The sequence below is a fragment of the Neorhizobium sp. T25_27 genome (assembly GCF_002968565.1).
GTDB lineage: Bacteria > Pseudomonadota > Alphaproteobacteria > Rhizobiales > Rhizobiaceae > Neorhizobium > Neorhizobium tomejilense.
The window spans coordinates 493,381-507,624 of record NZ_PVBJ01000003.1 but is presented as its reverse complement, the minus strand read 5'-3'; the positions used below and the strand labels follow the sequence as shown (position 1 = coordinate 507,624).

Sequence of the window (14,244 nt, the reverse complement as noted above, 5' to 3'; positions counted from 1 at the left end):
AGCGACTGGCCCAGGCAAGGTGGCTGCCTTGCCCGGCGAAGTACCCAATGGAAAGCGAGTGAGTAACCGCCATGCAGCAGCAGTCCATTTTCGACCTCAGCGCTAAGACCGCGCTGGTAACCGGTTCAAGTCAAGGCATCGGGTTGGCGCTCGCAAGAGGGCTTGCTCGGTACGGCGCCAAAGTTATCCTCAACGGCCGGAGCAGAGAAAAACTCGCAGCCGCGCAGAATCAGCTGCGGACCGAAAACCTTCTTTGCGAGGTCTGCTCCTTCGACGTCACGGACGCACAATCGAGCGCATCCGGTATTGCTGAGATTGAGGCATCCGTCGGATCGATCGACATTCTCATCAACAATGCCGGCATGCAGTTTCGCTCACCCCTGGAAGAGTTTCCGGTTGAAAAATGGGAAGAGCTGCTGAGGACAAACGTGTCCAGCGCGTTTTACGTGAGCAGGGCTGTCGTGGCGGGCATGATCTCTCGCCGCCAGGGAAAGATCATCAATATCGCATCCGTCCAGAGCGAGCTCGCCCGTCCTGGAATTGCTCCCTATACCGCGACGAAAGGGGCCATCCGCAATTTTACCAGGGGGATGTGCACGGACTGGGCAAAGTACGGGCTGCAGATCAATGCGATCGCGCCGGGTTACTTCAAGACACCGCTCAATGAAGCTCTCGTAAAGAGTGAAGAATTCTCCGAATGGCTTCAGAAACGCACGCCAGCTGGCAGGTGGGGAGAGGTGGACGAACTTGTCGGCGCCGCGGTCTTCCTGTCCAGCCCAGCCTCCTCGTTCATCAACGGCCACACGCTCTACGTCGATGGCGGCATAACCGCCAGTCTTTGAAGTCGGAACCGACCGCCCACACCACCGTCTTTCGGAGGATGGATGTCGCTCCGGGAACGACCAACTCGAAACACAGCTCGATGAGAGCGAGGGCGCCGCAGTTGCAGACAGGTCGCCGCAAACGGAGAACGATCCAAATGACAAAACTCTCTGAAATTCACGCCGAAGCCAGCAAGTATTTCATCGGCGGTGCTTCGGCGGGACAACGTTACAACGCACCGCTCGGCCAGCCGCTCTACATCACCCGAGCCGATGGCAGCAGGTTCTGGGACGCTGATGGAAACGAGTTCATCGATTTCCACACGGGTGCGGGCGCCGCCCTATTCGGACATAACAACCCGCGTATCCGCGAGGCGATTGGCAAGGCCCTGGATGTGGGGTTCTTCATGAATTTCGATACGGAATACCACACGCAACTCGCCCGGTTGCTGCAGCACTTCTTTCCGAGTTGCGAGCGGTTCCGGTTATTGAATACTGGCGCGGAGGCAACGCAGTCTGCAATCCGGTTGGCCCGGACCTATACCGGCCGCGAGAAGGTGCTGAGATTCGAGGGCCATTTCCATGGCATGTACGAGAGCATCTGGTTTAACCATAACATGGTGAGCAATGTTGACCGGCGTGGTGAGGTGGAGACGAATGCAGATTCCGCAGGATTTCCGATCCACGCCAAGGACGGCGTCGTCAACGTGGTTTTCAATGACGTCGAGGCTTTGGAGTACGCACTAAAGAAATACAAGGGTCAGATCGCTTGTGTCATCCTGGAGCCTATCAGCTATAACTGCGGGTGCCTCCAAGCGCGGGAGGAATATCTCCGCGCCGTCCGGGAAATGTGCACCCGCGAAGATATCGTCCTAATCTTCGATGAGGTGGTCAGTGGCTTGCGGATGCGGCCGGGTAGCGCTCAGAAGTACTATGGCGTCTTACCTGACATGACTGCCATGGCGAAGGCAATCGGCGGGGGCCTCTCAATCGCGGCCGTTGGCGGCAAAAAAGAAATCATGGAGCATGTCAATCCGATCGGGAACGCCGCGGTGAGCGGGACCTATAGCGGTGCACTGATGCCAGTGCTGGCGAGTATCGCGTGCCTGACCATCGCCAGCGAAGACGGTTTCTACGATCGCATCGAGGATACCGGGAGCAAGTTGTTTACGGGTATCGACGCTCTCCTGTCCAAGCACAAGATTGCCGGCCACGTGCGTGGTCTCGGCGCTCGGTTCGGCATCTACTTTGGGGTCGAAAATCCGGAAGACGACTTCGACTTCCGCAAAGTTGCCGCATTGCAAGACAGGGCGACCTACAAGAAGTTCGTGACTGAGTGCTTGAGCCACGGGCTCTGGTTCCACGATACCGCGGGCCCGGTTTCACCTGCCCATTATGGGATCACGATAGCTCACTCGGAACGCGATGTTCAGGACACTCTCGAGCGTCTTGATACGATCTTCAAGAAGTGCGCATGAAGCCTGCGAGCCGGGTGCGACCCTGTTTGACCATTCAGGCCTTGCCGCGCAATCACACTGGAGATCGCGCGGCAACCCGCGGGCGCTTTCATTGCCGGCCGAACAGGTTTGGACGAGATAGATTATATAAAGGAATGTGAAGTCGCCGAAGCTCCAATCGCGAGATAGCGTAAAGGAACCTTGGTGACGGCCCTATCATAGGGCGAGGGGTGGCAAGGGGGAGTACTCGGTCTAGCTTTGCGCGTCGCAACTATCGCTATGCGATCGTCGACTATCGCGGGAAAACACTCTCTTTAATTGGGACTTTTGCGAATTCGTCAGGCGGTGGCTTTCAGCAGCCATGCGTCATGGTTCTTCAGGAAGGTCTTGAGGCGATCAGCGTAATCATGTGTGACGGCCTCGCGGACGCTTTGGCGCGCTGCCAGTGCCTTTCGCCATGCCGTCACGCGGGGCAGCGCGTCGAACGCGCCGGTCGGCGCGATGGTGTCGAACACATCGAAATAGCGGAAGATCGGCGCAAAGACCGCATCGACCAGACTGAACGCCGCGCCGGCGAAGAATGGACCGTCGCCTAGCTCGGCTTCGACACGGCCGAACTTGTCGATCAGGGCGTTGCGCTTGGCCTCGTAGTTTTCGGAATCCTTGGCGGTCTCGAAGCCCCAGAGGTCCGAGAGGATCGATGAGCCGAATTCGATCCAGCCACGATGCCTCGCCCGCGTCAGCGGATCGACGGGATGGAGGCGCGCGCCGGGCTGCGTTTCTTCAAGATACTCGCAGATCACGGCGCTCTCGAACAGCACGATGTCCGTGCCACCGTCCTGTTCGACGATCAGCAGGGGCACTTTGCCGAGCGGGGAAATGGCAAGGAACCAGTCCGGCTTTGCGGCCAGATGGACGTAGCGGCGCGTGAACGGCACGCCCTTCTCCGTCAGGGCGATCGCGGCCCGCTGCACGTAGGGGCAGAGGTGATGGCTGATGAGGCTCAGCTTTACGTCGGACATGATGAAATCTCCTTTGTGGATCAGCGAAGGGTGGGGGACGGACGCAGCGCATAGCGGCCGTCGCCAAGCAGAAATTGCGCGACAGACAGGATGATGAGGTAAAACGGATATTCCCAGCCCCCGCGCGGTGCGGTGAACACCCATCCGTTGCCGCCATGCACCCAGATGATCGCGCCGAGAAGCGCTGGAACCAGCGCCACGGCCGCCCACCGGGCATAGATGCCAAGAACCAGCATCACCCCGCCCACGGCTTCCGCCGCAAAAGTGACGTAAGCCAGCCATCCGGGCAGGCCGATGGCCTCGAAATAGCCCGCCGTGCCGGCAAGGCCAAAGGTGCACAGTTTAAGCACGATGGAATGGGCAAGATACATCACGCCGAGGCTGACGCGCAGCAGCGTTACCCCGTCGTCGGTTAGTCGTTTCTGTGTCATGGTAGAGCCTCGGTGGATAATAGATGTAGTTGCATCTATATAGGCACTTGCCTTGTTGGTCAATATAGATGTAATTGCATTCATGTCCGATTGTTCAAATTCCAGAACGCAGCAACCCTCCCCAGCCATCACCCGGGCATGGGTCCGCCTTATGCGCGCCCAGCAACTCGTGCTTGACGCGATCGAGCAGGATTTAAAGGCGGCCGATCTTCCCCCGCTTGGCTGGTATGACGTGCTGCTGGAGCTGTCGCGGGCCGAGGGTGGTCGCTTGCGGCCCTACGAGATCGAGGAGCGCACCCTCTTGGCGCAGCACAATCTTTCCCGGCTTCTCGACCGAATAGACAAGGCCGGTCTTGTTCAGCGCGAGGTGTTTTCCGAGGATGGACGGGGTCGATGGGTCATCATCACCGAGGACGGCCGGGCCATGCAGGCGCGCATGTGGAACGTCTATGCGGCGGCGATTCAGCGACATCTAGGCGACAAGCTGGACGACGCCCAAGCCGATCAACTGGCCGAACTGTTGGCCGCATTGTCGCGAAATTCCTAACATTCGAGTCAATATCGCCGCCGCTGAATTTTAGGGGGAATCTCTGTCGCGAAATTCATTCGCAAAAGCCAGAGCTTCGCGAGTGAATCATTGGTTGTCAGTCGCCGGTTCACATCCGTCCTGCCGAACCAAGATCTTGCTCTGCATAGACAATCTGTCACCAAGCGAAAATAGGAATAGCGGGGCCGTCGGTTCAGATCCCATCAAGGCGTGCAAGCCTTGGTAGGACAGATCGACGAGTGCTTGCCCAGAGTACCGGTCGATATGGATCATCCGCCGGCCGATAACATCGTCTGGACAGATGCCGGCCGAGTAGACGCCAGAGGCATCGTGGAAATGTCGAAGCCCGGCCGGGTGTCAGCCGCTTCAGCCGTCTCAACGGCAACGTCTGACCCGACAGACCCCCTTCGACTTTCCGGCGTCGGCATCGGAGAGCGGAACCGGCGCCTTCTCGACTGACCAGCTGGCCTTGGGCAGGACATCGGTCGTCACCGTCTGCGATTTCGGAACCTCATTCTAGAGAGGCGTTGGGACTATTCTTGACGGGGAGCGGAAATGCTCTTGACGTCGATGTTATCGATAACATACTGTATGATGGTGGCAGCAAGCTTTGGGAGGAGCAGGGTGGACAATCGCAGACTCATCGAGTTCCAGAACATCACCAAGGTATTTGGTGGCACTCGCGCCCTCGAAAACGTCTCCATCGATTTGCTCGCTGGCGAGATCCTGGCGCTCCTCGGCGAGAACGGCGCCGGAAAGTCGACGCTGATCAAGACGCTTGCCGGCATCTATAAGCCGGATGGCGGCCAAATCCTCTTTCGCGGTGAGCCTTACGGTCACCGCCCGCCGAAACCCAACACGCGTCAACCCGTTGCCTTCATCCATCAGGATCTCGGTCTGATCGAATGGATGACGGTCGGCGAGAATGTTGGTTTGGCGCAGGGCTTTTCCATGCGTTCGCGGCTGATCGACTGGCGCGGAACGGAAGATCGTGCCCGCGAGGCGCTGGCACTGGTCGGCTGCGACTTCGACCCCAGCACCCGCGTCCAGGACCTCACCCGCACGGAAAAATCGCTTGTTGCAATCGCCCGCGCACTTGCCGTCGAGGCTGACGTTCTGGTTCTCGACGAACCGACCGCAAGCCTTCCAGCCGACGAAGTGGGGCGCTTGTTCGACGCCCTTCGCCCGTTGAAGGAACGGGGCGTTGGCATGATCTACGTGTCGCACCGGCTGGACGAGATTTTTCGCATCGCCGACCGCGTCGCAGTCCTGCGGGACGGCAAGCTGGTGGGCCAGCGGCCAGTTAGCGAGACGCGGCCGGACGACCTGATCGAGATGATCGTCGGCCGCCCGGCCAACCAGCTTTTCGTCAAGGCCGCCTGCACACCCGGCCGGACCGTCCTTGCAGCGAAAAACCTGACCTGCGCCGGCACAGGACCCGTATCCTTCGATATCCGCCGGAACGAACTTCTGGGCCTTGTCGGACTGCGCGGCGCCGGTCAGGAAAACATAGGCCGCGCCCTGTTTGGCTGCGAGGCATTTGGCGGCACCATTCACCTCGACGACAAAATCCCCGACCTTTCGAGCGCTGTCGCAGCGATGAGATCCGGCGTCGGGTTGATCGCCCGCGACCGGACGGAGGAATCTGTTGCGATGTCGCTGTCGCTCCGGGAAAACACCTTCATCAATCCTGGTGCATCCGGCCGTGGCTTGTTCTCTTTCCTGTCGCCGACCGAGGAGGCCAAGCAGGCCCGCAAGATCGGTGAAGCAGTGGGCTTGCGCCCGAACGACCAGAGACTGCCAATCGAAGCCCTTTCGGGCGGCAACCAGCAGAAAGTCGTCGTCGGCCGTTGGTTGGTGACCGCTCGCAAACTGCTAATCGCCGAAGACCCGACCGCCGGCGTCGATGTCGGTGCCAAAGCGGAGATTTACAAACTGATCGCCCGCGCATTGGAAGCCGGCCTAGCCGTCGTTGTCGTTTCCACCGATTTCGAAGAAATCGCCCACATCTGCCATCGCGCGCTGGTGTTTTCGCGCGGCCGCATCGTCGCCGAACTTCAGGGTGAGGCCCTGACCACATCCGCCGTCATTTCCGCCGCCTCGGCATCGGAAGCGGCCTAGACCGCAAGCCTTGTAGACCACGGGAGCCACGAATAATGCAATCGATCGAATCCACGGCGCTTGAGCCGACGCGCGGCGAACTGGCCGGGCTAACCATTGGTCAGAAGATCGCCCGCTATGTCCCAGTCTATGGTCTCGTCATTCTGACAGTCTTCCTGATTCTTCTGTTTTCGGTCCTGCTGCCCGCGACCTTCCCGACCCTGTTGAATCTGCGCTCGATCGTTTCTGACAAGGCGATCATCGCGATTCTGTCATTGGCGGCGATGATCCCGATGGCTTCCGGTCGCATCGATCTCACGGTAGGCTACGGCATCGTGCTCTGGCATATTCTGGCCATCAGTCTCCAGACCATGTTCGGTGTCCCGTGGCCGATCGCTGTTGCCATTGTGCTGGCGCTCGGCGCCTTCACCGGTTTCCTCAATGGGCTTCTGGTCGAGGTGGCGCGGATCGACAGTTTCATCGCCACGCTCGGCACCGGCACCATACTCTATGCGCTGGCGCTGTGGCATACCGGCGGCCGGCAGGTGGTGGGTGTTCTGCCCAATGGTTTCTATGCGCTCAACGGCACCATGGTGTTTGGTCTGCCCATCACCGGCTTCTATGTTATGGCCATTGCCGTCACGCTCTGGATCATCATGGAATATCTGCCGATCGGCCGCTATGTCTATGCCATCGGTGCCAATCCGAAGGCGGCTGCGCTGAACGGTATCCCGGTCCGCCGCTTCGTCATCGGCGCCTTCGTCTCTTCGGGGACGCTTGCGGCGCTTGCTGGCGTCCTGCTCGCCTCGAAACTGCGTATCGGCCAGGCAAGCGTGGGGCTGGAATACCTGCTGCCGGCGCTCGTCGGTGCTTTTCTCGGCTCCACCACGATCAAGCCCGGCCGCGTCAATGTCTGGGGCACGATGATCGGTGTCGTCATTCTGGCGGTTGGCATCTCCGGCATTCAGCAGATCGGCGGTTCATTCTTTGTCGAGCCGCTCTTCAACGGTCTCACCCTGCTCGTGGCTATCGGCATCGCCGGTTATGCGCAGCGCAAAAGGGGCGCAGCCGGCAAGGCGGCGGTGCCCGGCCCGTTACCCGCAAAAACGCAGACAAGCTGACGAAAAAGGTTTCCACGAACCGCACCATCTTCAAAGGGAGGAAAGAATATGCAACGCAGAACACTGATCCAGAACTCGGTCGCCATGCTGGCACTGATGCTGGCGGGCCCGGCGCTGGCCGATGCCATGGCCAATGCCAAGACCGTGGTGGACAAATACGCCACCCGCGTCACCGCTTGGGACGGCCCGAAGACCAGCCCCAAGGCGCAGGAAGGCAAGACCATCGTCGTGCTGGCCGGCGATCTCAAGAATGGCGGCATCCTGGGCGTGACCACCGGCGTCGAGGAGGCCGCGAAGGCAATTGGCTGGGAGGTCAAGGTGCTGGATGGCGCCGGCTCGATCGGCGGCCGCACGGCAGCGTTCGGCCAGGCACTGGCCCTGAAGCCAGCCGGCATCATCATCAACGGCTTCGATGCCGTCGAGCAGGCCCCGGCCCTGGAGCAGGTGAAGGCTGCGGGGATTCCGCTCGTCGCCTGGCATGCGGGACCAGTCATCGGCCCCGATAAAAAGACAGGTCTCTTCGCCAATGTCAGCACCGATGCCATGGAAGTCTCCAAGGCGGCGGCCGACTACGCCTATGTCGATGCCAAGGGCAAGCCGGGCGTGATCATCTTCACCGACAGCACCTATGCCATCGCCATCGCAAAGGCTGACAAGATGAAGGCTGAGATCGAGGTTCTCGGCGGCACGGTTCTCGCGTATGTCGACACGCCCATCGCCGAAACGTCGCAGCGCATGCCGCAGCTGACCACGTCGCTGCTGCAGAAATACGGCGACAAATGGACCCACTCGCTGGCCATCAACGATCTCTATTTCGACTTCATGGGTCCATCGCTTGCAGCCGCGGGCAAGGGCGGCACCGATGCACCGATCAATGTGGCAGCCGGCGATGGTTCGGAATCAGCCTATCAGCGCATCCGTGCCGGTCAGTTCCAGAAGGTGACGGTCGCCGAACCTTTGAACCTGCAGGGATGGCAGCTCGTCGATGAGCTGAACCGCGCATTCGCCGGCGAAACTTGGTCCGGCTACCTATCGCCCCTGCACGTCGTCACGTCGGGCAATGTCGAGTTCGACGGTGGACCGAAGAACAGCTTCGACCCGGATAACGGCTATCGTGACGAATACAAGAAACTCTGGCGCAAGATGTAACAACCGTCTCCCAAGCAAACTCGGCACCGCGAATGGTGCCCATTTTTTCAGTTTCTAAAAACACTCCCGATAACACTCCCTGACGGATCAGCTGGAAACCTGCAACTAGATTTTTTCGGTGGTGTTGCCCTGGACCAAATGCAGCGCTGCTTGCCATGACCTGCTGGGGTTAGCGTTGGCGTTCCGAAGCATGTCCAGTAGCGCGCGAGCGGCCGTCTCCCCGATCGCCTCTCGCGGCGTATCAATCGTGGTGAGCCGGGTGCGCACCGTATTGGGAATGGACGTACCGTTGAACCCCACTACCGAGACCTGGCCCGGGACAGCTATACCCGCTTCGTGAAGATATGACAGGCCGCCCAACGCCATTGCGTCATTCAGGAAGTGGATGGCCTGTACGTCGGGATGCGTCCGCATGAGTTGCTCCGTCAAAAGGCGCCCGGTCGCGGCCTGTCTCGGTTTCCGCTCGCACGTTACGCTCACCAGGGCGATGTCGTCGGCGGCAAGCGAAGACTGCAATGAGAGATAGCGGCGGCGGGCACAAAGATCCTTCTCCAGCTCGGCACCAACGTAGGCGATCCTCTGCAAGCCACGCGCGAGAAAGTGCATTGCAACGAGACGGCCTGCCTCCGCATGGGATGGGCCGGCCCCGAAATCGAGGCCGGAGTTATCGCAATCCCAAAGCTGAATGGCTGGGCAGCTGCGGTTTTCAAGCAACCTCATGGAAGCGGCGCTCCGCTCCATACCGCCATTCAGCAAAAGTCCGGCCGGCTGGAACGAGAGCATTTCACGAATAAGATCGGCTTCCACGACCGGGTCGAAATGCGACTCGCCGATGAACGTTTGATACCCATTCGGTCTGAGCACCGCGTTCACCCCGCTGAGCACTTCGGAGAAGACGATATCGCTGATCGAGGGGATGATGACCGCCACCATACGGCTTCTGCGCGAACTCAGCGATCCTGCGAGGCTGTTGGGCAGATATCCTAATTCGTCCGCCGCTCGCCTGACTCTCGCTCGCGTCTCCTCTGAGATGCTTCCGACGCCCCGGATCACCTTTGAGACGGTCATTCTGCTGACGCCTGCCCTGGCGGCCACTTCAACAAGAGTGACGGTCTTCGCGCGTTTCTGCCTCACATCTTTCTCCTCTTTGCAGGGATGCACAAACAGACTTGACGCTCCCCATTGTTATCGATAACATAAATTTAGGTTAGCGATAACCCCATAACGCCAGATGCGCAGTTTTGAGTCATGGCAGGCGGTTTGGGAGGAGGAACGGCGATCTGAAGGAGCGGAGCTGCGAGCTCGCGACCGTGAACGCATGCTCCGTGGCGAGATGCTTTGCAGCAATCATTATGACAAGTGGAGGAAGAACGATGAAAATCTTAAACTATGTACGGACGACGCTGACTGCGATCGCAATAGGAATAGCAAGCCTGGCCGCGACTGCCGAGGCTAGCGCGACGACGCTGAACGACATCGTGTCGCGCGGCTCAGTCCGGATAGGTGTCCTGACCGGTGCCCCGCCTATGGGGATGGTGGACGAGAAGGGCAACCCGACAGGTTATGACGTCGACGTCGCCAATCTGATCGGCGGGTATCTGTCATTACCCGTCGAACTTGTGCCGCTCACCCCGCCCGCCCGCATTCCCGCACTTCAGACAGGCAAGGTCGATTTCCTCGTCGCCACACTTGCGCCGACCGGCGAACGGGCGAAGACCGTCATGTTCACGCAACCGTACAGCGCCTTCAACATGGACATCATCTCCGGCCCCGACCAAAAGTTCGCGAGCCTTGCCGATCTCAAGGGTAAGCGCGTGGCGGTCAATCGCGGTTCGTCGCAAGAGACTGCGCTACGAAAGGCCGCGGTACCCGGCATGCAAATCGTCGTATTTGAGGACGACTCCACCAGCGCGCAGGCCCTCATCGCCGGACAGGCCGATGCAGTCGCGCTGCCTTCGACAGTGGGTGAAGCGATCATCAAACAGCGTCCGGACGCCGGACTGCAGGTTGGCTTCACCTTTTTCCAGCAGGGCAACTCGATGGCGACCAAGATGCAGGATTTCGAACTGCGCCAATGGCTGAACACGGCGATCTACCTGATGAAGATCTCCGGTGACCTCGACAAGGTTGCAACCAAATGGACAGGCCGTCCAATGCCGACGCTTCCGTCCTTCTAAGTGGGTTTGCGTGAGAGCCTGCCGGCGGAACCGTCGGCGGGCCGCGAAACATCGACGGAGCTCGCTTATGTCCTATACGTTTCAATTCGGCGTGCTTGCACAGTATCAGGATGAAATTCTGAACGGCATCTGGCTGACGATCAAACTTTCAGTCCTTTCGATCCTTCTTGGCTCGGCGGCGGGCGTCGTCCTTGCCTCTATCCGCTCGGTGAAAGGCGGCGCCGCGCGATTTCTTGTCGATGCCTATGTCGAGATCATTCGCAACACCCCATTCCTGGTCCAGCTTTTCATCGTCTATTTCGGTCTACCCGGCCTCGGCCTGCGCGTCGGCGCCGATACAGCTGCGCTGATCGGTATGACGATCAATCTTGCCGCCTATTCGACGGAAATCATCCGCGCCGGAATTGAGGCGGTGCATAAGTCACAGATCGAAGCAGGCGAGGCGCTCGGCTTCACCCGCTTTCAAATCTATCGCCACGTCATCATCGTGCCGGCGATCGCCAAGGTCTATCCGGCGCTGTGCAGCCAGTTCGTGCTGATGATGCTGGCCTCGAGTATCTGTTCGGCGATTTCGACGCATGAACTGGCAGCTTCGGCCGCCTTTGTTGAATCGCAGACCTACCGGTCGTTCGAGGTCTATATCGTCGTCACGCTGATCTATCTGGCGCTTGCGCTTGCGTTGCGTGCTTGTCTGGCGCTCGTCGGCATGTGGCTGTTCGGCCGCCGTGTCGCCCGCCGTACCATGACGTCCCTGCCGGAGGTACAGGCATGACGCTTAGAACATTCGGTTTCAATGAATTCGGTTTCCTGCTGCAAGCGCTGCAATGGACCATCGCCCTGACGGTCATTGCACTGATCGGGGGCGGTCTTCTCGGCTTTGCCGTGGCACTTGCCCGCACCTCGCGCACCAAGGCGGTGCGTATTGCCGCGGGCACTTACATCCAGGTCATCCAGGGCATTCCTGTGCTGATGATCCTGTTCTTATCCTATTATGGCCTGAGCCTTGCCGGATTGGAGTTGCCGCCGCTCATTGCCGCGGGTGCATCGATGACGATCTACGCATCGGGTTACCTTGCGGAAATCTGGCGTGGCTGCATTCAGGCAGTGCCGAAGCAGCAATGGGAGGCGTCGGAGTCCCTCGCCATGACCCGGCTGCAACAATATCGCTACGTCATCCTGCCGCAGGCTGTCCGCATATCGCTGCCTCCCACCGTCGGTTTCGCGGTGCAGGTGGTCAAGAACACTTCAATTACCTCAATCATCGGTTTCGTTGAACTCGCTCGCGCGGGGCAACTCATCAACAATGCGACGTTCCAGCCCTTCCGCGTCTTCATCGCGGTCGCAGTTCTCTATTTCGTCGTCTGCTACCCATTGTCCCAGCTGTCACGTTGGCTGGAAAGGAGGCTCCATGCCGGAAGTAATCGTTGAAAAGGTTCACAAGAGCTTCGGTGCGCTCGAAGTTCTCAAAGGCGTCTCGCTCAGTGTCGGGCGCGGAGAGGTCTTCGCGCTGATCGGTCGGTCAGGCTCAGGTAAGAGCACGCTGCTGCGCTGCATGAACGGTCTGGAAAAGATCAATTCCGGCCACGTAGAAATTGCCGGCCACACGCTTGGGCGAGATGCCAAAGCACTGCGCAGCCTGCGCACCGATGTCGGCATCGTCTTCCAGAGCTACAACCTGTTTCCGCATCTGACTGTCGGTGAGAACATCATGCTTGCGCCACGCATCGTGAAGGGCATAGCAAAGGCCGAGACGCAGAAAATCGCCCGGGAGGTGCTGCAGCTCGTGGGCCTCCTGGAAAAGTTCGATTCCTACCCGGATCAGCTTTCCGGCGGCCAGCAGCAGCGGGTGGCGATCGCCCGTTCGCTTGCCATGCGGCCAAAGGTGATGCTGTTCGACGAGGTGACCTCGGCCCTCGACCCGGAATTGACCGAAGAGGTGCTTACGGTAATGGAGACGCTCGCTCGTGACGGGATGACCATGATCCTTGTGACGCATGAAATGGCGTTCGCCCGAAGGGTGGCGACGAAAACCATCTTCATGCACAAAGGTACGATCTGGGAAGAGGGGCCGTCCAAGGAGCTCTTTGCCAATCCGCAAACACAGGAGTTGCGGCAGTTCGTGAAGTCCGACGTTAAGTAACCGGGTTAAAGCATCAAACATCCTGCCGCCGCAGGGCAAGCCCCTCAGGCGGCAGGAGCAGATCGGGTTGGTTGGTGGACGCCGCACCTGTCGAATGTTCGCTTGGTATCGCAACAGCAAGGGCCGGGGTCGTCAGCGACTGGTCTCTCGCAGGATCAAGTCCGGCCGGATCGTCACGCGTCCCAATCCGTTCGCCAGCCGTCCGTCCAGGACGTCGATAATGAGCTTCGCCGCCTTTGTTCCGATCTCAGCCGCGAACGCATTGATTGTGGTCAGGCTGGGGACGCAGATTGCGCCGATCTCGTAGTCGCCAAAGCCACCGATCGCGATTTGTCCGGGCACCGCAAGGCCGCGACGTTGACATTCCGTGAGCGCGCCAAAGGCGGAAAGGTCGGAGACGCAAATCACCGCCTCGGTGTCAGGAAATTGTTCCAGCAGCCGTCCCATCGCGTTCGCGCCCTCCCGCATCGAAATCGGCGGAGGGCCGGCAGCAATCAGGCGTTCCGCGTCCAGACCGTGATCCTTTATCGCGGCGATGAAGCCGGCCCGGCGGTCGGTACCACGCGTGTCGCGGTCGGCGTCACCGCCAATGAAGGCGATCTTTCGATAGCCGGAAGAGACGAAGTGATTGACCATCTCGCGCACCGCGAGTGCATTGGAGAAGCCGACGACGTGACCGATCGGCTCTTCAGGAAGATCCCAGGTCTCGATGACCGGGATTCCCGCGTTCGACAGGAGCTTGCGGGCGCGTGGGGTGTGTTTGCCCCCCGTTACCACGATCGCTTCTGGCTTGCGCCGCAAGAGCTGCTCGATGAGCCGTTCTTCTTCCTTCGTGTCATAGTTGGTGTAGCCGAGAAGGATTTGCAGACCCCTCTCCGCGAGGCCATCGCTCAGCGAACGTACCGTATCGGCGAAATTGGCGTTGTTGATTGAAGGAATGGTGACCGCCACGAAGTCAGTGCGTTGCGAACGCAAATTTGCGGCGGTGCTGTCGAAGACATAACCGAGTTCCTCCGCAGCACGCAGCACCGCTTCGCGCGTTTCCTGGCTGACGGAGGCGTCCTGCTTGAAGGCGCGCGACACCGTCATCGGCGACACGCCGGTGCTGCGTGCAATGTCCGCCATCGTAATTGGCTTCCTAATATTATGCATTTTAGCCCATGTTATCGTTATCACCGGCACTACAGCGAGTTTGTCGCACGATTGCAAGCCCGTTATCACACCGCTCGCAAAGGACGGGGTCGCAAAGCTTGATGCGGCGGAAACAAAGAAAAGCGAA

14 protein-coding genes are annotated in these 14,244 nt (G+C 59.6%); 10 read left to right on the top strand and 4 right to left on the bottom strand.

Features of this window, described 5'->3' with window-relative positions; all coding sequences use genetic code 11:
* Window positions 1-71 precede the first annotated feature (71 nt).
* Complete coding sequence (locus C5J24_RS12635) at window positions 72-842, top strand: SDR family oxidoreductase (RefSeq protein ID WP_105418271.1); 771 nt, start codon at window positions 72-74, stop codon at window positions 840-842.
* A gap of 137 nt (window positions 843-979) precedes the next feature.
* A complete protein-coding gene (locus tag C5J24_RS12630; protein WP_172723938.1) occupies window positions 980-2,299 on the top strand; it encodes an aspartate aminotransferase family protein in 1,320 nt (439 codons plus the stop codon).
* Window positions 2,300-2,616: 317 nt separating this feature from the next.
* Here the strand turns inward: C5J24_RS12630 and C5J24_RS12625 are convergent, their stop codons facing one another.
* Window positions 2,617-3,300 (bottom strand): glutathione S-transferase family protein, encoded by a 684-nt coding sequence (locus C5J24_RS12625; protein WP_105418267.1) that lies wholly within the window; start codon window positions 3,298-3,300, stop codon window positions 2,617-2,619.
* Window positions 3,301-3,320: 20 nt separating this feature from the next.
* On the bottom strand, window positions 3,321-3,731 hold the full coding sequence (locus C5J24_RS12620; protein ID WP_105418265.1) for a DoxX family protein: 411 nt from the start codon (window positions 3,729-3,731) through the stop codon (window positions 3,321-3,323).
* 82 nt (window positions 3,732-3,813) lie between these two features.
* On the opposite strand from C5J24_RS12620, the gene C5J24_RS12615 reads away from it, so the two are divergent.
* The 4 genes from C5J24_RS12615 (at window position 3,814) to C5J24_RS12600 (ending at window position 8,648) form a co-directional block, all read left to right on the top strand.
* Window positions 3,814-4,278, top strand: a complete 465-nt coding sequence (locus C5J24_RS12615; protein ID WP_105418432.1) for a MarR family winged helix-turn-helix transcriptional regulator — start codon at window positions 3,814-3,816, stop codon at window positions 4,276-4,278.
* Between the two features lie 624 nt (window positions 4,279-4,902).
* Window positions 4,903-6,399, top strand: coding sequence for a sugar ABC transporter ATP-binding protein (locus tag C5J24_RS12610; RefSeq protein WP_105418263.1), 1,497 nt, complete (start codon window positions 4,903-4,905; stop codon window positions 6,397-6,399).
* Window positions 6,400-6,434: 35 nt separating this feature from the next.
* Window positions 6,435-7,499 carry an ABC transporter permease gene (locus C5J24_RS12605; RefSeq protein ID WP_105418261.1) on the top strand — a complete coding sequence of 355 codons (1,065 nt, stop codon included), beginning with the start codon at window positions 6,435-6,437 and terminating at the stop codon, window positions 7,497-7,499.
* Window positions 7,500-7,547: 48 nt separating this feature from the next.
* The gene (locus C5J24_RS12600) at window positions 7,548-8,648 is read left to right on the top strand and encodes a substrate-binding domain-containing protein (protein ID WP_105403723.1); all 1,101 of its coding nucleotides are present in this window, start codon (window positions 7,548-7,550) and stop codon (window positions 8,646-8,648) included.
* A gap of 105 nt (window positions 8,649-8,753) precedes the next feature.
* On the opposite strand, the gene C5J24_RS12595 is transcribed toward C5J24_RS12600, so the two are convergent.
* A complete protein-coding gene (locus C5J24_RS12595) occupies window positions 8,754-9,782 on the bottom strand; it encodes a LacI family DNA-binding transcriptional regulator (protein ID WP_105418259.1) in 1,029 nt (342 codons plus the stop codon).
* Between the two features lie 239 nt (window positions 9,783-10,021).
* Between C5J24_RS12595 and C5J24_RS12590 the strand changes: the two genes are divergently transcribed.
* The 4 genes from C5J24_RS12590 (at window position 10,022) to C5J24_RS12575 (ending at window position 12,965) form a co-directional block, all read left to right on the top strand.
* On the top strand, window positions 10,022-10,825 hold the full coding sequence (locus C5J24_RS12590; RefSeq protein WP_105418257.1) for a transporter substrate-binding domain-containing protein: 804 nt from the start codon (window positions 10,022-10,024) through the stop codon (window positions 10,823-10,825).
* Between the two features lie 67 nt (window positions 10,826-10,892).
* Window positions 10,893-11,597: an amino acid ABC transporter permease gene (locus C5J24_RS12585; RefSeq protein WP_105403720.1), complete on the top strand. Its 705-nt coding sequence runs from the start codon at window positions 10,893-10,895 to the stop codon at window positions 11,595-11,597.
* Entirely contained in the window at window positions 11,594-12,253 is a 660-nt protein-coding gene (locus C5J24_RS12580) for an amino acid ABC transporter permease (protein WP_105403719.1), read from the top strand. Before C5J24_RS12585 ends, C5J24_RS12580 begins: the two co-directional genes overlap by 4 nt.
* Window positions 12,234-12,965 (top strand): amino acid ABC transporter ATP-binding protein, encoded by a 732-nt coding sequence (locus tag C5J24_RS12575; RefSeq protein WP_105403718.1) that lies wholly within the window; start codon window positions 12,234-12,236, stop codon window positions 12,963-12,965. Before C5J24_RS12580 ends, C5J24_RS12575 begins: the two co-directional genes overlap by 20 nt.
* A gap of 132 nt (window positions 12,966-13,097) precedes the next feature.
* On the opposite strand, the gene C5J24_RS12570 is transcribed toward C5J24_RS12575, so the two are convergent.
* A complete protein-coding gene (locus C5J24_RS12570; RefSeq protein ID WP_245441238.1) occupies window positions 13,098-14,090 on the bottom strand; it encodes a LacI family DNA-binding transcriptional regulator in 993 nt (330 codons plus the stop codon).
* Window positions 14,091-14,244: the final 154 nt, after the last annotated feature.